This is a genomic window from Lacimicrobium sp. SS2-24 (assembly GCF_002201535.1).
Taxonomy (GTDB): Bacteria; Pseudomonadota; Gammaproteobacteria; order Enterobacterales; family Alteromonadaceae; genus Lacimicrobium.
On record NZ_NIWW01000001.1, the window covers coordinates 551,836 to 571,427 of the forward strand.

A 19,592-nucleotide genomic window follows, 5' to 3' on the forward strand; every position below is an offset into this window, starting at 1 on the left:
TGTGCGTTACGTGCTACTTAAGCCAATGTCCAATGCTGCCATATTGGCACAAGGTCATCGGCAAGAGAAAGGTTTTTACCCAATTCGGTCCAGCGGCTGGGAAAATGAAAATCAGAGCCCACCGAGGCTTTAAGGGCATAGTCTTTGGCATATTGAGCCAATAATTTGCGGGTATCGGCAGCAAGCTGCGGATGGCTGACCTCCATGCCATCACCACCGGCCTCGCTAAAGTCGGTTAGCAGGCGCTTGAGCCACTTACTGGTCATATCATAGCGTGCCGGATGCGCTAGCACCGCCTCACCACCGGCCTCTTTGATCCAGGCTACGACTTCATGAATCTCCGGCCAGGCCGGACTCACAAACGCCCGTTTTCCTTTTGCCAGATAGCGCTTAAACGCCTGCTCAAAATCCTTCACCACCTGGCGTTTAACCAGCACCCGGGCAAAGTGAGAGCGGGTAAGTTGCCCCGGGCCAGCAAGGGTTTTAGCGTCTTCATAAACCCCTTCAATACCGCATTTGGCAAGTTTTTCAGCCATTTGTCTGGCGCGTAACTCACGTCGCTCTCCCTGTGTGGCAACACGCTGGCAAAACCTGTCATCCTGATAGTCCAGATTCAGGCCCAGAATATGAATATCAAAACCGTGCCAGCGGGTCGAAAACTCAATGCCCGGGACAATCTGTAACGCCCGTTTCTGGGTGGCCTGATAGGCCATGGCCTCTGGTAGCGCCGCAGTGGTATCGTGATCAGTAATGGCCAGCACATCCACTTGCATATTGTGAGCGCGATCAATCAGCTCTTTGGGCGATAACGCGCCATCTGAGTAGTAAGTGTGGCTGTGTAGGTCTATTTTCATCTTTTATGCCCGGGGGTATTGACAGCGAGGCGAATTACAGGCTGAATATTGTATCAAAATAACGACGCCAACATGTCGTCAAATTTATATTACCGGATTGAAGAAACATACCCATGCAACACATGACACACGCACACATTAACTGGTGGTGGCACATCCCGACATAGCGGGCTTGTGACTATTTGTGTTTGCTGCAAATTTCAAAAAGGCCCGCGTATGCGGGCCTTTTGCGTTTTAGCGCTGAAATAAAGGCGGCCCGGAAAACCCTACAGCAAAACACAGGTTAGCCGGCGGGCAAAGTCAAAAACAGAAATAGATATAACAGCATAATAAGAGTGGTATATGAGTCTAGCTGAGTTAAGTGAACAACCAGGCAAAGTGGAAACCCTGATCCGTCAGAGCCGTTATCAGGACGATCCGCTGGATCTGTATCAACGGCTTTGTCATAACCAGGCCAACAGCCTGTTGCTGGAGTCAGCCGAAATCGACAGTAAGGATAACCTGAAAAGCCTGATTCTGGTGGATGCGGCTTTGCGCCTGGTTTGTCGTGGTCATCAGGTAGAGGTGCAGGCCCTGAGCAGTAATGGCGAGGCCATTCTTCCCCTGCTTAAGGAAAAGTGTCCGGCGAGTACGATTCAATCTTCACAACAGGGGTTGGTACTTGAATTTTCCGCCCCGGATCCTTTGCTGGACGAAGATCGTCGCCTCAAAGCCCACTCTGTTTTTGATAGTCTGCGCACCCTGATACAGCACATCACGCCGCTGCGCGATCACCCACAAAGCTTATTCCTTGGCGGCGCCTTTGCCTATGACATGCTCGGTGGCTTTGAAGATCTGCCTGAAGTCGGTGAAGGCGCCAATCATTGTCCGGATTTTGTCTTTTACATGGCCGAAACCCTGATTCTGATTGACCATCAGCACCGTAGCACCGAAATCATTGGCAGTGTTTTCTCCGGCGCCAATGTGGCACAAAGCTACTTTACGGTGAGTCAGCGTATTGAAGCGTTGAACAAAGAGCTGCAAAGTGAACAACGTTATCAGCAACCGCCTGTCAGTCCCGTGGCTGACAGCGAACTTGCCGTGGACATCAGCGATAAGGCGTATCAACAACATGTTCTGGATCTCAAAGAGCATATTCTTGCCGGGGATATTTTTCAGGTGGTGCCTTCGCGGACCTTCAGCCTGCCTTGCCCCGACCCACATCTGGCTTATGCCAGGCTGAAGCAGCAGAATCCCAGCCCGTACATGTTCTTTTTACAGGATCAAGGCTTCTGTATGTTCGGAGCCTCACCAGAGTCAGCACTGAAATACAGTCATCAGGACAATCAGGTGGAGATCTACCCCATTGCAGGCACTCGTCCGCGCGGACGCTATGCCGACGGATCACTAAATCGTGATCTGGACAGTCGCATCGAACTCGACCTGCGCGAAGATGAGAAAGAAAAGGCTGAGCATCTCATGCTGGTTGATCTTGCCCGTAACGACATTGCCAGGGTATCCAAGCCCGGCAGCCGATATGTCAAAGACCTGCTCAAAGTCGACCGGTATTCACAGGTCATGCATCTGGTTTCGCGCGTGGTGGGTCAGTTACGGGATGATCTCGACGCCCTGCATGCTTATCAGGCCTGTATGAATATGGGCACACTGGTGGGGGCGCCCAAGGTAATGGCCGCGCGCCTTATCCGCGAGGTGGAAAAACAGCGCCGTGGCAGTTACGGCGGTGCAGTAGGCTATCTCAATGGATGTGGCGACATGGACAGCTGCATTGTCATTCGCTCCGCTTTTGTGAGTAATGGCATTGCTCATATACAGGCCGGTGCCGGGGTGGTACACGATTCTGATCCGGTGGCCGAAGCCAATGAGACGCGCAGTAAAGCGCAGGCGGTCATCCGTGCCATTGTTGATGCCCATCAGGATGGTGCAAACCAGGAGGCGGCACTATGAATACCGTTACAACGCCAAAACCCCATATTTTTCTTATCGACAACTTTGATTCTTTTACCTACAACCTGGTCGATGAAATGCGCTGTCTGGGGTTTACCCTTACCGTTTACCGTAACAGCCAAAATGCCGACTTTATTGTGCAACAACTTGAGGCCTGTACCGCGCCGGCGATTCTGATGCTCTCACCCGGGCCCGGTGCACCGGCTGACGCGGGCTGCGTACCGCAACTGCTCAAACGGGTACAGGGAAAGTTCCCTGTGCTGGGGATTTGCCTGGGCCATCAGGCCATCGTAGAGCACTATGGTGGTAAAGTAGGCCGGGCAGAACAGGTTATGCACGGCAAGGCCTCCGCTATCCACCATACCCAGGAGCATATGTTTGCCGGCTTGCCCCAGCCGCTGCCGGTGGCCCGTTATCATTCACTGGTCGCCACACAGGTACCCGAAGAGCTGGTGGTGCTGGCCGAGTATGAAAACATGTGCATGGCCCTGTATCACCCTGAACACAAAATGCTGGGGTTTCAGTTTCATCCCGAATCAATTCTGACCGCCCTTGGCAGCCAGTTACTGGCACAGAGCCTCACTTACCTAGGAGACGCCTGATGCATCATGAGTTATTGGAACAACTTTATGCACATCAACCGCTGACACAAGAGCAGACCCGCGAGTTCTTCACCTCGGTGATTAGTGGCGAAATGGAGCCGATTGTGCTGGCATCAGCCCTGACTGCACTGAAAATGCGTGGCGAAACCCCGGCTGAAATTGCTGGCGCGGCGAGCGCACTGGTGGAACAGGCCAAGGCGTTCCCCCGCCCCGATTATGCTTTTGCTGACATTGTCGGTACCGGTGGCGATGGCTTTAACACGCTGAATATTTCATCTGCCAGTGCCATTGTCGCTGCCAGTTGTGGGGCCAGGGTAGCAAAACATGGTAATCGCAGCGTTTCCAGCAAGTCCGGTTCGGCAGATCTGTTTCGGGAGTTCGGCCTTAATCTTGCGATGTCTGCAACCACCGCCAGAGCCTGTCTGGATAAAACCGGTTTGTGTTTCCTGTTTGCACCTGAGTATCACGCCGGAATACGCCATGCCATGAGTGTACGTACGGCGCTAAAAACCCGTACCCTGTTTAATCTGTTGGGTCCGCTGGCCAACCCCGCCAGACCCACTCATATACTGCTTGGTGTGTATTTGCCGGAATTAGTCCGCCCTATGGCAGAAACATTGTCATTGCTGGGCTATCAGCGTGCGCTGGTAGTACATGGTAGCGGTCTGGACGAGCTGGCGTTACATGGCCCGACACAGGTAGCCGAGCTGCAACAGGGTGACATTCGCGAGTATCAGCTCTCGCCCACAGATTTTAACCTAAAGGAGTACCCCATCAGTGCTATTCAGGGGGGCGAGCCTGGTGAAAACAAAACCCTCATTGAAGCGCTGCTGGCCGGCAATGGGACCGAAGCCCACCGTCAGGCCGTTGCCATTAACGCTGGCGCGCTCTTGAAGCTGTTGGGGCTGGCAGAGACTTATCAAAAAGGGGCGGAGCGCGTCATGGCGCAACTGGACACCGACCGTCCCCTGACACTGATCCAGGATACCGCCAGGGTATCCAGCTCATCTTCACATTAAGATTAGATAGAGAGTCCGCAATGGAAAACGTGCTGCAAAAGATTGTCGCTGATAAGAAACAAGAAGTGGAAGCCCTCAAGCGAGCGCGGCCACTGGATAGTTTTGTGAATACCCTGACCCCATCTAAAAAGAGTCTCTATGATGCTTTAAGCCAGCCCCAGGCCGGATACATTTTTGAGTGTAAAAAGGCCTCCCCGTCCAAGGGCCTTATCCGTGAGCACTTTGATCTGGATGAGATCCTCGCAGCCTATACCCCCTATGCCAGTGCCATTTCTGTCCTCACGGATCAGAAGTATTTTCAGGGCTGCTACGAGTATCTGCGCTACGTTACTGAGCGGGTCAGCCAACCGGTGCTTAACAAAGACTTTTTTATCGACCCCTATCAGGTGCACCTGGCCCGTTACTATCATGCCGATGCCATTTTACTGATGTTGTCGGTACTCGACGACGAGCAGTACCGTGTGCTGGCAGAGCTGGCCGAACACTACGGACTGGATGTGCTGACGGAAGTGAGCAACGAAGAAGAAGCCGAGCGTGCAAATCGCCTTGGTGCCAGAATTATTGGCATCAATAACCGTAATTTACGTGATTTAAGCACCGATCTGGCGACGACTTCGCGCCTGGCGCCCCTGCTGAATCAGGAGGCACTGATCGTCTCTGAATCCGGCATCTATACTCATCAGGATGTGCTCAAGTTAGCCCCCCACGCGGATGGCTTCTTAGTGGGCAGCGCGCTGATGGCGGAAAAAGATCTCTCCCGTGCCGTAACCAGACTGGTGTTTGGTGCCATTAAAATATGTGGCCTCACGCGAACACAGGATGCTGCCGCGGTAAAAGCATCTGGTGCCAGCTATGGCGGACTGATTTTTGCTGAAAAATCCCCTCGGGCAATTAGTGTTGAACAGGCCATCAAGATTGTTGAGCAGGTCCCTTTTCAGTATGTGGGCGTGTTTGTTAATGAGGACACTGACACTGTCGTGGATCTGGCCCGGCGTCTGGAGCTGTGGGCAGTACAGCTGCACGGTAACGAAGACAAGGATTACATTGCCCGGTTAAAAACCGAATTACCCACCGGCTGCAACATCATCAAAGCCCTGGGTGTTGGTGAGCAACGGGAGTTACCCGCCATGGACAATGGTGATGTGGATTATTACCTGCTCGATTGCCAGGTCAAAGACCAGTTTGGCGGCACCGGGCAGCAGTTTGACTGGGGCATACTCAAAGACCTTAGTGACACCTCAAGACTGATCCTTGCAGGCGGCCTCAACGTTGACAATATCAGCGAAGCCGCACAAACCGGTGCTGCCATGCTGGATGTGAACTCCGGCGTAGAAAGCGCACCCGGTCACAAAGACTCAGATAAAATCACCCAATTATTCAAGCAATTAAGAGACTACTGATGACAGAACATTTAGACAGCAAATTTGGCCAGTATGGTGGCATGTATGTCCCCGAATTGCTCATTCCGGCGCTGGACCAGCTAGAGCAAGCCTTTGTGGATGCTCAGAAAGATCCGGAGTTTCAGCGCGAGTTTATGGCACTGTTAAAAGACTATGCCGGACGCCCCACCGCAATGACCCTGACCCGAAATCTGGTCAGTAACCCAAAGGTAAAACTTTATCTCAAGCGTGAAGATCTGCTGCATGGCGGTGCCCATAAGACCAATCAGGTACTGGGGCAGGCCCTGTTGACTAAACGTATGGGTAAAGAAGAGGTGATTGCCGAGACCGGTGCCGGACAACATGGTGTGGCAACCGCGCTGGCCTGTGCCTTGCTGGGACTCAAAGCACGCATTTATATGGGTGCCAAAGATGTGGAACGCCAGGCGCCAAATGTATTTCGTATGCGTCTGATGGGGGCTGAAGTGATTCCCGTAGAAGCCGGCTCTGGCACGTTAAAAGATGCCGTTAACGAAGCCATGCGCGACTGGTCAGCCACCTATGATAAAGCCCATTACCTGTTAGGTACCGCCGCCGGCCCCCATCCGTTTCCCACCATAGTGCGCGAATTTCACCGCATGATCGGCGAAGAAACGCGAGAGCAGATGATGGAAAAAGAGGGACGACTGCCCGATGCAGTGGTTGCCTGTGTTGGCGGTGGCTCGAATGCCATCGGTATGTTTGCGGATTTCATCGATGAACCTTCGGTAAAACTGGTCGGCGTGGAGCCGGCAGGCAAAGGCCTGCATACCCATGAGCACGGGGCCGCCATCGCCAATGGTACCAAGGGCATATTGCACGGTGCCTACAGTTATATCATGCAAACCGAAGACGGTCAGATTGAAGAGTCGTACTCAGTATCGGCGGGCCTGGATTACCCTGCGGTGGGTCCACAACACGCCTATCTGCACGACATTGGCCGTGCCGAGTACGCCTCTGTCACCGATGACGAGGCCCTTAACGCGTTTAAACTGCTGGCCAGTAAAGAGGGCATCATTCCCGCGCTGGAGTCCTCTCACGCCCTGGCCCATGCCCTGAATATGGCCGATGAAGCAGAGCAAGAGACACTGATCGTCGTCAACCTTTCCGGCCGGGGTGACAAAGACCTGGCCCATGTACATCAGATTCTGACCGGAGAAAAACAAAATGGATAGATACGCACAGATGTTTGAACGCCTGGATAAATCCGGTGAGGGTGCTTTCGTGCCCTTCGTAATGCTTGGCGATCCGGACCCTGAAACCAGTCTGGCCATTATTGATGCCCTGATAAAAGGCGGTGCTGATGCCCTGGAACTGGGCATTCCCTTTTCCGATCCCATCGCCGATGGCCCCACCATTCAAAAAGCGGCTATTCGCGCACTGAAATCCGACGTCCACCCAAAGGATTGCTTCACCCTGATTGCCAAGGTTCGCCAGCAACACCCGGATATTCCAGTGGGTTTATTGCTATATAGCAATCTCGTTCTGGCACCTGGGATAGATAATTTTTACCGTCAGGCCAGTGAAGCCGGCGTGGATTCGATCCTGATTGCTGATGTACCCATTCGCGAATCGGCGCCCTTTGCAAAAGCAGCGGCAGAACAGGGTATACACCAGATTCTGATTGCCCCACCCAATGCCAGTGACCAGACCATGGCACAGATTGGCAAGCTCTCCAGCGGCTATACCTATCTGCTTGGTCGTGCTGGGGTAACCGGCGCAGAAACGGCCGCCACCATGCCCGCCTCTAAGCTCATCGATAAGCTCAGGCAGGTGGATGCCGCCAGGCCAATTCTCGGTTTCGGGATTTCAAAGCCAGAACAGGTTCGCGACGCCATTGCTGCCGGAGCGGCTGGAGCCATTGCCGGATCCGCCACCGTGAAGATCATTGAAGAGCATCTACAGGATGTGCCTGCGATGTTGCAGCGCCTGACAGATTACGTGTCCGGCATGAAAGCCGGTACCACCCATAGCTGAATAAAGCTCTCAGTTATCAGCTTTCAGTCTTCAGTTTGGGTGTACCACCTGACTGAAGACTGGGGAATGGTAACTGACAACTTAAATCAGTATTCCTCGGCGACGTTGCGCCTCTGCCACAATTTCTGCTATTCCTGTTGGTTGGTGGTAATCATTACCCTGTCTTAGGCGAACAAAAGTCGGTATTATCAGAGCTATCAACCGTTAGAGTGAGTCGTTATGCAGTTTTTGATGGAATTTCTTCCCCTGCTGATCTTTTTTGTCGTGTACAAAATGCAGGACATTTTCTGGGCCACCGGCGCCCTGATGCTGGCCACCGTGGTGCAAATGCTGATTACCTATCTGCAAACCAGGGAAATCCCCAGGAAACAATGGGTATTTCTGATCATGATCCTGGTGTTTGGCGGGCTCACCATTGGCCTTCGTGACGAACACTTTATCATGTGGAAACCCAGTATTGTCTATGTGCTGTTTGCGGTAATTCTGCTGGCCACGCAAATGATGAAGCGCCCTGCCCTCAAAGGCTTGTTGGGCAGTGCCATGGTGCTGCCGGATAAGATCTGGACACAACTGAATATCTGCTGGGCGATTTTCTTTTTGCTCAGCGCCGCCGCGAACCTCTATGTGGCCTACACATTCAGCGAAAGTGTGTGGGTGAACTTTAAGGTATTTGGTATGACCGGGGTCACACTGATCTTTACCATCGCCACGATCATGTATGCGTATAAGTATATGCCAGAGGAGCAAACCGACAGTGCCAACGATGAGAACAAAGGATAGTATCTGATGTGGTATATGATTTATTCTGAAGATGTGGATAACAGCCTGTCTCAGCGCAAAAAAGCACGTCCTGACCATCTCGCTCGCCTCGAAACCCTCAAACAACAAGGCCGTTTGTTGATTGCCGGGCCCTGCCCCGCCATTGATGCTGACGACCCGGGAGAAGCCGGTTTCACCGGGTCACTGGTGGTCGCCGAATTTGAGTCACTGGATGAGGCGCAGCGCTGGGCTGATGACGATCCCTACAAAGCCGCGGGCGTGTATGCCAAAAGTGTGGTGAAACCCTATAAAAAAGTGCTGCCTTAATACGTTTTCAGGGTTCAGCTGTCAGTCTTCCGCTTGAGATGCTGACAACTGAAGCTGAAAACTGATAGCGTAGAAAGTGTTATGTTAATTATCAGCAGCAATGTCAGTATCAGCGACGACGAAGTGGAACTGAGCGCAATACGCGCACAGGGCAGTGGCGGGCAAAATGTCAATAAGGTCGCCAGTGCCATTCACTTGCGCTTTGATATTCGCGCTTCCTCGTTGCCCGAATTTTATAAAGAGCGATTGCTAAAGCTCTCCGACAGTCGGATCACCAGTGACGGCGTGATTGTCATCAAAGCACAAAGCTTTCGCACTCAGGAGCAGAATAAAGAAGATGCTCTTGCCCGGCTGATAGCGCTCATTAAAGAGGCCGCTAAAACGCAAAAAGCCCGGCGCCCCACCAAACCCAGCAAAGCGGCCAAGCGTCGAAGAATAGAAAGCAAGAAGAAGCTGGGCAGCAAAAAAAGTTTGCGAGGCAAAGTAGACTTCTGAGGATTATCGCGGCGTGCGGGTGGCCTTCAGGTCATAATTTTTCGCCAGTCCCAAAAGCGCATTATCCGGACCGCAAATCTCGCCACTGTGCTCATCCTTGCAACGAAAATCCAGCTGACTCATGCCTTTGCGCAAACTCAGACAGTCAAAAAGCTGATGGATGTCGACATCAATGTGCATGCGATCACGCTCCCAGCCTTGTTCCAGATAGTCGCTGATGATCTGTCTCAACAGAGCCATTGGAACGGCCTGTATCACCTGCTTTTTTGCCATCCTGAGTCTGAAATGCTGCCAGCGCTGCGCTAATGAATACCCGCTCATGGGCATGCCTCGTAAGAGTTAAAACAACAGCATGCCCTGAATCACCCGCATCAATCAAATTTAATGCTGATCAGCACCGGATCGTGATCAGAAACCCGATAGCTGTCAGCAGCATACAAGGCCTTGAGCTGATCTGGGGTCTTATTTTCCGTGTTGTAATCCAGCGCCCGCGGTTCATCGGCGTTGATATGCCAGATACGGGTATCCGTCACGTGCTTTACCATGGAAGGTGAAGCCAGGGCGTGATCAATGTATCCGGATTGTCCGCGGTAAACATAACTGTATGGCTGGGCTTCGGAATATTTGCCAACCAGATCCGTATAGCCTTCGCCGGTTAACAGGCGGATGGGATCTTCCATCGCATAGGCATTTAAGTCTCCCAGCACCAGGTGACGGTCAGCCAGTTCCGGTTCAGCGGCCAGCCAGTTTATTAGCGTATCGGCCTGAGCGACCCGTTTGGCATTGAAACAGCCCTGGCCATCTTCCTGGTCTTTGTCCAACCCTTGCGCCTTATGACAACTGCCTTTGGACTTAAAGTGATTCACCACCACGGTAAAAGCGCTGTCTGAGCGACGATGCAAAAATCGCTGCGCCAGTGGCGGGCGGTCAAAGACCTCGCTGTTGTTCATATAAGCGGCTGACGCCAATGAAACGTGCTGTGGCTGGTACAACAAACCTACGGCAATATCGTCATCACCTAAGGGCATCCCGGCGTCAACAAAGGCATAGCGGGCATCACCACTGGCCTGATTTAATGCTGCGGTCAGCTGTGCAATAGCACTGTGCTCAGTAAAGCCATCGTTTTCCACCTCCATAAGGCCAATAACATGTGCGTCCATCGCAGTGATGGCGGTCACCAGTTTTGTCAGCTGGCGCTGATATTCCTGCAGGTTATCGGCCCCCCTTGGCGTGGGAAATGCCCCACCCTCGCCATTACCGTTAAACAGGTTCAGAACATTCAAGCTGGCAATTCGCAGGTCACTGTCTGACGCCAGAGGCACAGCCGGTCTGGGGTTGGTTCGCACAAATTGTGGCGCCGAAGTGGGAAGAAGACTCACCTGCTGCCCGGAAACGCTCAGCACACCGGTCAGTGATATAACCTGATCTCCAACCCGTACCGTGTTATCGGCAGCCAGCTGTGGTGGTGGGTAGATAATCTGTTGCGGATATTCCTGCTCACTCTGGTCAAGTAGCCGAATTTGATTAAGGGCATTGTTGCGCGCAACCTGTTTAGCCTGCTCCGAACCGGGTAAATAGCGGTTTGTTGGCGCAAAAAGCCGCTCACTGGCAAGGGTCAGATCACCAAAACGATGCAGGTTGTATGTGTCGACCACGGTCAGAGGCTGTTCAATGCGAACCAGACGGCCGTGCAAATGCGTCAGTTGCCGAATATCGGAAAAGGGTAAGGCCACCACCTCTGGTTGTGCCTCAGACGCAGCGCGTTGTTCAGCACAACCGCTACTGAGGAAAAATGCGCTTGTAACAACACCTGTCAGAAACACGAAAATCAGGTTTTTCATTTAATACTCGCTCTACAATGGGCCATCCACGACACTAGGAATCAGTAAACTATTGGCAGACGCAAATCCCACATGCAGCGATCCCACAATGGCAGCCGATACCCAGGATATGCTGGATTTTGTAATTCTATCCATTTCACCTTAGTGAAGCCTTTCAATACTGCCAAACGATCTGCTCGCCAATAAAGTCCACTAAATTGTGCAACCAAGCTTAGAAAGAAGGTAGGTGTTATAAACATTCATAACTTCTTATACATATAGCTTTATGATCAACGAGTTAGATGAGTCGGGTAAATTTATTTAAACCAATAAGTAAGCTGGATAGACAACATGAGGGATCAAACAGTAAGGTTATCGGTGTGTTTCCAGGCAAAACAGTAATAATGACAAGATAGTGCCAGATTTTTTTGAAAAATCAGTTTTATGACAACAATAAAAAACCGATGCTGCCCAAGTTGGAAAACAGCATCGGTGAAAGCGGGAGACGCTTTTAAAACAGTACAGCTGGGCACCTATTCAAAGGTGCCTTTTACACAAGGTTGGCCTTTTGTCACCATCAACCGCCCTTTAGCATAAACCGCATCGATAGCTAACGAATCCGCATCAGCAATGATCAGATCGGCATCGCAGCCAATCTCAACGCGGCCTTTATGTGCCAATCCGAGAATCTCGGCAGGGCTGCGGGTAACCGTTGCCAAGGCTTTTTCCAGCGGCGCCTGGTACTTTTTGACTGCGTCGCAGAACGCACCATACAGTGATTCCACTTGCCCGACTTCCAGTCCCACTAAACGGCCTTGATTGTCAAATACCGGCAGACTGGCATTACCGTCAGAGCTGATGGTGAGATGAGCGGCATCCACCCCCTGTTGCAGGCAATAGGCTACTGCCTCTGCGGCTGGGATCTCACCTTCATAGATAAACTGCGCATTGGTACTGCTGGTAAAATCAATTCTCCCCCCCACCCGGGTCCACGCAATACCGGCATCGAGCAAGGATTGATTGCGGTTCATGTGTGTGGGATAAAACTGCGAGGCAGGAAGGTCAGATTGCTCTACCACCTCATGTAACAGTCTCAGCTGACTGGGGCTATCACCCACATGGATGCTGACGATCCCGGCTTTGCCTGATAGCATGCCGCCGACCCGCGCATCTGAAGCGATTTGCATCAGCTCTCTGGCAGTAGGCTGCGACGAACGGTGATCGGCAATGGCCACCTCACCAATACCGATAAACTTATCGATAAGCACGATATCATCGGTCACATTGCCGGTTATGGTACGCGGCGGCAATTGATAAGAGCCGGTATAGCAATACACACTCAGGCCTTCTGTTTCCAGGCCCCGTGCTTTGGCAAGCAGGTCTGGTAAGGTGCGCGTAGTGGCATCGGTACCCAGCGCCCCGATCACCGTGGTGACACCGCCGCGGGTCGCATCAGTCAGCGACATCTGTGGCGTCCGGGTATGAAAGCCCCCTTCACCGCCACCGCCGGTAATATGCACCAGACTGTCAACCAACCCTGGCATCAGTAGTTTATTACTGCCATCTACCTCTGTAACCAACTCAGATTCAAGAGTCAGGTGTGAATCCATGGCAACCACTTTGTCGCCCGCGATCAGCACATCCAAGGTGCCTTTATCCTCAGGGCTAAGTACCCTGATATTCCTTATTAGAGTAAGACTGTTCATTGATAACCTATCATCACAGCCGCCACCATCGCCGCGGCTGACATTAACATAAGACCGAGCACCGGCTTCCAGGCAAACCTGGCCCACACAGACCAGTCAATGCGTGCCACACCCAAACACCCGATAAGCGACGCTGAGGTGGGAATAATGGTATTGGTCAGCCCGTCACCCAGCTGAAATGCCAGTACCGCTATCTGCCTGGACACCCCGACCAAATCCGATAAGGGTGCCATCAGCGGCATGGTGAGGGCCGCCTGACCTGAACCCGATGCAATAAAGAAGTTAAATACCGACTGAAATGCAAACATAAACAGCGCCGAACCGGTTTCAGACACCGATGCCATGCTACTGCCAGCATGATGCAGCAAGGTGTTGAGTACCGATGGGCTGGTCGCATCATCGCCCCCCAGAATCAACACAATGCCCTTGGCCATGCCCACGATCAGGGCGGCAGGCAACAGCTCTTTGGCCCCTTTCTGAAACGCCTCTGACGCACCGTTCATGGTCATGCGGCCACCGGCGATGGCTATCACCGCCACTACGATCCCCATGGCAAAGAACTGACTGGCAATCTCGGGAATGTAATACTGATGCAGGGTTACACCCCAAATGACCCAGATGATGCCGGCCAGCAACGTCAGTAGTATCGCCACATCAATACGCCCGAAGCTGTTACTCAGGGCTTGTTGCTGCTGGTTGCGAAAGTGCTCATCGGCAGACAAGCTAACACTGCTACCAGGATTGGCTTTTACCTTGGCCGCATAACGCATGGTAAAGATCATGCCCACCAGCGTGAAGATGGCCCACAAGGTGACCCGGTACCCTTTACCCGACATCAGGGGCACATCGGCAATACCCTGTGCAATCGCCACACTAAAAGGGTTCATCCACGAGGTGGCAAACCCGATCTGTGTGGCAATATAAGTAATAAGCACCGCCGTAATCGCGTTGTACCCCAGCGCCACCATCAGCGGCGTGAGCACGATACAAAAGGCGATGGCCTCTTCGCCCATGCCAAATACGGCGCCCCCGAAAGAAAACAGTAAGAACATCAGTGGCACTATCAGCTTGTCCGCTTTTTGCGTACGCCGGATCAGCGCCATAATGCCATTATTGACGGCGCCCGATTGCATGATGATGCCAAAGGCACCGCCGACAATCAGAATGAAGGCCACTACGCCGATGGCTGCCCCCCATTTCGAGCCTGATACCATGCCCTCGAAGGCATAGTTAAAAAAGCCCTGACCGCCACCACTGGCGAAAATTTTTGCCCCTTCATTACGCTCGTCCGCATACTGAAAGCTGTCGGGCTGAATCAGTGTTCGGCTTTGCTCCTGACCATCAACCACCTTGATAACCTCGGTGGTTTCAAAATAGCCGGCCGGAATGATATGGGTTAAGGCTGTGGCAATAAGCACCACAAAAAACAGGATCACAAACGCATCGGGCATTTTACTGGCCAGCGATAACGATTGTGGCTGTGAAGTTGACTTTTCAGCTTGCATAACACCACCTGACTGATAAATCAGTCATTACATGTATGAATAGTATGTTGGCGGGGCAGATGCCCCGCCGCCGCGTTGAGTTAGAAGAAGTAACTCAAGGATACACGGTAAGTGGTGCCAAAAGCATCATGGTTGATACTGTCGAAGCCACGGGCCGAGCCATAAGCGCGGGGTGGCTCGCGGTCAAACAGATTGTCGATTGACAGACTGACACTGGCATTTTCGAAGTCATAACCGGCACTCAGACGCACGGTAGTCCAGGCGCTCACATCACGCTCGCCGTTTTCGTCCAGTTCACCCAGGCTTTCCAGCTCATCAATTTCACGCCCACGCAAACGAATGATGTCATCGGCGTAGGAATCGGTGTAGTACGCTGTTACACCGGCAAACCAATCGTCTGTATCCCAGAACAGTCCAAGGCTGGCAATGTTCTCAGGGTAACGCCAGGTACCGATCAGCTCTTCGATCTCATCGGAGCCAGGCTTGTTACGCTCAAAGCTGATGTAATGAGTTGCGTCAAATTGCAGTGACAGATCGCCGCCGCTGAATTCAAATTTGTGATCAAAGGCCAGATCCAAACCACTGACCGTCTGCGTACCAGTGTTTTCCAGCAGCAAAACGTGGTCACGATACAACGGCAGTTCTTCGAAGCGAGGCTGGTCAAAGTCAATCCAGGCATCCAGAATCTCGCTCAGGTTTGCACCTTGTTCCTCGATGGTCAGACCGGCAGAGTCAGTGACCAGACACAGATCGGGATCATAGGAGATACCCGTCTCACCTTCAGGAACCAGACCACAATGGCGCAGTGAGGCATCGCTGATGGCTCTGTCCAGAACACCGGTCATATCTGTATCCACCAGTTTTTCATGGTCGAAGCGCCAGTAGTCCAGGGTGACCGTGGTGTAACGGGTTGGACTCCAGGCAAAGCCCAGGCTCACAGAGTCAGACTCTTCTGCTTTGAGCGCAGGATTACCCAGTTCCAGTACGTTGTTACCGCGTAAATCACCGAAACCTTCACAATACAGATCCGCCACTGCCTGGTTGGCAGAACAATCAAAAGACGCACGAGTGGTACGTAACTTCACACCGGCCTGCGTCAGAGACGGCGCACGGAAAGAGGTCGCCCAGGACGCACGCATCACCAGGTCATCCGTAGGACGGTAGATCATAGACACTTTAGGGTTAAAGCTGTCGCCGAAATCATCATAGTCGTCATAGCGACCGGCCAGCTGCATTTCCAGCTGTTCAGTCAACGGAATATGGAATTCTGCAAACGCACCCCACTGTGTACGATCCGCTTCAGACAAGCTCGAACCGTAACCAAACACATCCACCAGGTAATCGTTTTCAAAACGCGCGCGGGCGTTCAGAGAAGGAATGTCGGTGATTTCTTCTTTACGGAATTCCAGACCAAATGCAGAGCGAATCACATCATTATTGAATTCCATCAGATCGCCGGAGAATTTCAGATCCCAGCCGTACACGGTGCTTTCGCCGTCACGGGTAGGCATCTCCTGGGCAAGGGCCAGAATGGCGTCATTGGCGCCGTCATTCTGCGCGAATGGATTGTACATGCCCAGCAAGTCAGCACCGCCGCAGCTCAGCGTATCGGTATCGTCATTGTAATCGGCAATCTGACCGTTTGAGCACAGCTCACCGGCAATGGCAGCATGGTACTTATAACGGTTATAGATACCGGCTGTGGCCACCTGCTCAGATTCTGATTTAGATAAAGTAACGGCCGATTCCCATTCCCAGTCGCCAACCATACCTTGCAGACCCGAAACCAGACGGAAAGAATCGGTCTCGATTTCTACGGTGCGGGGATCTTCGAAACGGGCATCAAACTGGAAACCATACAGTCTGCGACCATTGGGCGTTGTGAAGGGGTCAATGTAGAGGTTATCTAACAGTTCGTTACGCAGATCATCGGGATAGATATCCAGTGCGGTTTCATCAACAAATGGCCCTTCAGAATCGTCAATCTGGTTAATCGGCGCAGGCGTTGAATACGAAGTCGACTTAGTGTTGGTATAGAAGAAGTCGGTTTTCCAGTTCAGGTCACCAAAATCTTTATTGTAGGTAAAACCTGCAGACAAGCTTTCCAGCGGCGTTTCCAGCCAATCATCGCCATTACCGTAATAGGCACAGATTTCTTCACCGAACTCCGTGGTGACAAATTCGGTTTTACAGTCCGGGCTGCCGATCTCATTGCCGTCACGGGCAGAGAAATAGTAAATATTGGGTGTGCCCTTGGGCAGGTAGGAGTAACTGCTTTCCAGCACCGGGTCGCGGGTATAGCTGCGATCCGTGGCTTTAAAGTCTTTGCGGTCATAATAATCGGCGAAAACCATCAAGTCGCCACCGCCGACTTCATCACCCCAGATGAAGTTGATATTGGCCTTGCCCTCATCAGAGCTGGCAGTGCTGTTGCCATAAGACACATTCACTTCAGCGCCCTGGTAATCTTTTTTCAGGATGTAGTTGATAACCCCAGCGACGGCATCGGCACCATAGGTTGCAGAGGCACCGGTGGCCAACACTTCAATACGCTCAATGGCTGCCAAAGGAATACTGTTAATATCCACAAAGTTTTGGGTGCCAGAGGCAAACGAGCTGGCCGCAATACGACGACCATTAACCAGCGTCAGGGTCGCTGATGGGCCCAGGCCTCGCAGTGATGCAGCGGCCTGACCAGCAGGTGTAGAGGTAGACGTCGCACCACTTTCTGAGGTGGAGAATGAACCTTCACCACCGCGAGTCTGGGAGATAGTACGCATCAGCTCAAATACACTGCTGGCACCGGATTTCTTGATATCTTCGGCACTGATGATGGTCAGCGGCTGCGCCCCTTCCATGTCCACCCCACGAATGTGAGAGCCGGTGATCTGAATTTTCTCAACTGATTGTTCGCTTTCCGTTTCCTGTGCGTTAGCAAATCCTGTCAGGCCCATGCCCAGGCCAATACAAATAGCAGTATGCAACTTGTTGATTTTCATGATAATTACCCTGTTGTTACCATGCCAGACAGATCGACGACGTACAAAAGACGGACGTACCCTGTTGGCAATTTTTTAATAGTTAATGGTGTTTTGGGATGGTGGTACCAGGCAGCAGTGCGCCGCTCCGATTCACCTGGAGAAAACGGGGGAGGCTATTCGTCGAACCACTCAGACAAATAGAAGCTGTTGTAATGATAACTGGTCAGGTTGACCGCTTTTTTCAACATAATGACTTCGTTTTGGTTAACTCGTTTTGACCAATAATTATGCGATTTCGCGCTTTTTTTGGCGTTTCACAATCTCATTGACACCCTAATAGAATTACCTTTAGCGTAAAAGCATGTCAACAAAAATTTAACCTTCTCACACAGGAATCTCCGTTATGCGAGTGTCTGCGCTGTTTGCAGTTTCAATACTTTCCCTCTCAACCTCTTTTGTCGCCAATGCCGTCGATAATGCAGGCAATAGCAGTGAAAAACATGAAAAAACCAGTGATAACTACAACCTTATATTGGTAGGTGGAGGGCTCTCAACCTGCTCAAGTTATAGCCAAAGCAATTGCCATGGCGAGCCATTTTCCGCGAGCACGAAACAGCAGTCTTTTTATCAAATCAACGAAAACACCCTGAGGGCATTGTTAAAATCCCCGCCCTTTTTGCAACAACCTGAAGCATACCGACATGATTTTGAACGGGTAATTAAGAATATTTATGCAAAGCAGAAGAATAAAGTCCTGAGCAGCGAAGCGCTCGGCGATGCTTTTGCCAGAATCAATTTTACCCACCTCAATGGTTCTGTGTTTTACCAGGAACTCCCTGATGCCCTTTACTACGCTATGCTCGATTTCTTCGAGATGCCCCAGACAGATGACAAGGGCAACAGGAAAAAGGAAGTCACCTCCCTTGAGCACAATCTAAACCCCCACTCTACTGCCATTTACCGCCGCTTTGTGGACATGGCCAGAAGTCGGTTAAACGCTCCGGCACAAAAACCCAAAGTAGCGGTCATTACAGCCTCCAGTCGCGATCCCTTTGAAGTAGCAGATTTCTATACCTCCGTGTTCGAAGATGCTGGTGCTGAGGTGATCTGGCTGCCACTGGACAAAACCTATCAACAGGCGCGGGCGTTAGAAAATAAAGGTTTAGATGGATGCAGCCGACTTAACGCTATTCGCGCTGACAATGGCAGCTTTAATCGCGAGGCAATCTATCCACTGCGTACGGCGTTGCAACAGCAATATTGTCAGCAGCCACAGCAACTTTTACAACAACTGAGTACTGTTCAGGGGATCTTTTTTAACGGCGGAGACCAGAGCCTCACATTAGCCTCATTGCTGACGCCGGAGGGCAAAGACAGCATCGAATTAAAGCGCATTAAACAGCGACTGCAAGCCGGAGAACTGGTAGTGGGTGGCACCAGTGCAGGTACTGCGGTGCAATCAGGCGGGGTATTTGAACAGCGCCCGGTTCCGATGATTTCCAACGGTGACTCTGCCACAGCCTTTGCCCGTGGTCCCTTCGCCACTCCACCACCGAGTATTCGCTGTAGTGCCGACAATCCCTGTCAACATGGTCTGCAAGGTGGCGACCTGACCTACCGCGCACGTGGCGGTTCAGGCCTGTTCACGCTGGGCATTATGGATACCCACTTTTCAGAGCGTAATCGTGAGGCGCGACTGGCACTTTTAAGCACCTATACCGGTACCCGCTTCGGTTTTGGTGTGGATGAAGCCACAGCCTTAATGGTCAATACCAACAGTGAACCGGTACAGATGGAGGTAATCGGTCAGGGCGGTGTATTTATCAGCGACAGCAAAAGCGGTATCTACAAGCTCCAGGATGGCAAACGACAACTGGTGGCCAGCAGCCACTTTTTAAACCACGGCGACAAACTCACTTATGCCAAAGAGACCGGCGAACTGACCTTTGAGCTTGCGGGCAAGGCTGCGAATGAAGTACAAAAAGTAGAACCGCCGCTCAAAGAAGGCGTCTGGCGCAGGCTGCTTAGCCATAACTGTGGCACCCGGGAGCCCCTTAACTGGACCCTGGACAAGGTGGCCTATGTGACCATGCCCACTGAAGACACCCGCTTTGCCATTGGCGCGGTAGCAGGCGAACCCCGTTGCAGTTATACCCATCTCGCCTTTGGCGCAGAGAACTGACAA

At 52.0% G+C, this 19,592-nt stretch carries 16 protein-coding genes; 10 read left to right on the forward strand and 6 right to left on the reverse strand.

Annotated elements, in window-relative coordinates:
* Nucleotides 1-17: 17 nt before the first annotated feature.
* Nucleotides 18-854: a PHP domain-containing protein gene (locus tag CCY32_RS02460; protein ID WP_088328968.1), complete on the reverse strand. Its 837-nt coding sequence runs from the start codon at nucleotides 852-854 to the stop codon at nucleotides 18-20.
* Between the two features lie 342 nt (nucleotides 855-1,196).
* Here CCY32_RS02460 and CCY32_RS02465 point away from each other — a divergent pair, with 342 nt between their 5' ends.
* From CCY32_RS02465 to arfB, 9 genes are all read left to right on the forward strand, one after another.
* Nucleotides 1,197-2,798: an anthranilate synthase component 1 gene (locus CCY32_RS02465; RefSeq protein WP_088328969.1), complete on the forward strand. Its 1,602-nt coding sequence runs from the start codon at nucleotides 1,197-1,199 to the stop codon at nucleotides 2,796-2,798.
* Entirely contained in the window at nucleotides 2,795-3,400 is a 606-nt protein-coding gene (locus CCY32_RS02470; protein WP_088328970.1) for an aminodeoxychorismate/anthranilate synthase component II, read from the forward strand. The genes CCY32_RS02465 and CCY32_RS02470 overlap by 4 nt, the downstream gene beginning before the upstream one ends.
* Nucleotides 3,400-4,419, forward strand: coding sequence for an anthranilate phosphoribosyltransferase (gene trpD, locus CCY32_RS02475; RefSeq protein WP_088328971.1), 1,020 nt, complete (start codon nucleotides 3,400-3,402; stop codon nucleotides 4,417-4,419). Before CCY32_RS02470 ends, trpD begins: the two co-directional genes overlap by 1 nt.
* A 20-nt stretch (nucleotides 4,420-4,439) precedes the next feature.
* A complete protein-coding gene (gene trpCF, locus CCY32_RS02480; protein ID WP_088328972.1) occupies nucleotides 4,440-5,819 on the forward strand; it encodes a bifunctional indole-3-glycerol-phosphate synthase TrpC/phosphoribosylanthranilate isomerase TrpF in 1,380 nt (459 codons plus the stop codon).
* Nucleotides 5,819-7,012 carry a tryptophan synthase subunit beta gene (gene trpB, locus CCY32_RS02485; RefSeq protein WP_088328973.1) on the forward strand — a complete coding sequence of 398 codons (1,194 nt, stop codon included), beginning with the start codon at nucleotides 5,819-5,821 and terminating at the stop codon, nucleotides 7,010-7,012. Before trpCF ends, trpB begins: the two co-directional genes overlap by 1 nt.
* Nucleotides 7,005-7,814 carry a tryptophan synthase subunit alpha gene (gene trpA / locus CCY32_RS02490; RefSeq protein WP_088328974.1) on the forward strand — a complete coding sequence of 270 codons (810 nt, stop codon included), beginning with the start codon at nucleotides 7,005-7,007 and terminating at the stop codon, nucleotides 7,812-7,814. Before trpB ends, trpA begins: the two co-directional genes overlap by 8 nt.
* A gap of 231 nt (nucleotides 7,815-8,045) precedes the next feature.
* Nucleotides 8,046-8,594 (forward strand): septation protein A, encoded by a 549-nt coding sequence (locus CCY32_RS02495; RefSeq protein ID WP_168171410.1) that lies wholly within the window; start codon nucleotides 8,046-8,048, stop codon nucleotides 8,592-8,594.
* 6 nt (nucleotides 8,595-8,600) lie between these two features.
* The gene (locus CCY32_RS02500; RefSeq protein WP_088328976.1) at nucleotides 8,601-8,900 is read left to right on the forward strand and encodes a YciI family protein; all 300 of its coding nucleotides are present in this window, start codon (nucleotides 8,601-8,603) and stop codon (nucleotides 8,898-8,900) included.
* Between the two features lie 81 nt (nucleotides 8,901-8,981).
* Nucleotides 8,982-9,395, forward strand: coding sequence for an alternative ribosome rescue aminoacyl-tRNA hydrolase ArfB (arfB, locus tag CCY32_RS02505; protein WP_088328977.1), 414 nt, complete (start codon nucleotides 8,982-8,984; stop codon nucleotides 9,393-9,395).
* A gap of 3 nt (nucleotides 9,396-9,398) precedes the next feature.
* Here arfB and CCY32_RS02510 read toward each other — a convergent pair whose 3' ends face one another.
* From CCY32_RS02510 to CCY32_RS02530, 5 genes are all read right to left on the reverse strand, one after another.
* Entirely contained in the window at nucleotides 9,399-9,716 is a 318-nt protein-coding gene (locus tag CCY32_RS02510; protein ID WP_088328978.1) for a hypothetical protein, read from the reverse strand.
* A 50-nt stretch (nucleotides 9,717-9,766) separates the two neighbouring features.
* Entirely contained in the window at nucleotides 9,767-11,236 is a 1,470-nt protein-coding gene (locus CCY32_RS02515; protein ID WP_088328979.1) for an ExeM/NucH family extracellular endonuclease, read from the reverse strand.
* Between the two features lie 512 nt (nucleotides 11,237-11,748).
* On the reverse strand, nucleotides 11,749-12,921 hold the full coding sequence (gene iadA, locus CCY32_RS02520) for a beta-aspartyl-peptidase (RefSeq protein ID WP_088328980.1): 1,173 nt from the start codon (nucleotides 12,919-12,921) through the stop codon (nucleotides 11,749-11,751).
* The gene (gene yfcC / locus CCY32_RS02525) at nucleotides 12,918-14,426 is read right to left on the reverse strand and encodes a putative basic amino acid antiporter YfcC (protein WP_088328981.1); all 1,509 of its coding nucleotides are present in this window, start codon (nucleotides 14,424-14,426) and stop codon (nucleotides 12,918-12,920) included. Before yfcC ends, iadA begins: the two co-directional genes overlap by 4 nt.
* Before the next feature lie 80 nt (nucleotides 14,427-14,506).
* Nucleotides 14,507-17,380 carry a TonB-dependent receptor gene (locus tag CCY32_RS02530; RefSeq protein ID WP_246840519.1) on the reverse strand — a complete coding sequence of 958 codons (2,874 nt, stop codon included), beginning with the start codon at nucleotides 17,378-17,380 and terminating at the stop codon, nucleotides 14,507-14,509.
* Between the two features lie 430 nt (nucleotides 17,381-17,810).
* Between CCY32_RS02530 and CCY32_RS02535 the strand changes: the two genes are divergently transcribed.
* On the forward strand, nucleotides 17,811-19,589 hold the full coding sequence (locus CCY32_RS02535) for a cyanophycinase (protein ID WP_088328983.1): 1,779 nt from the start codon (nucleotides 17,811-17,813) through the stop codon (nucleotides 19,587-19,589).
* Nucleotides 19,590-19,592: the final 3 nt, after the last annotated feature.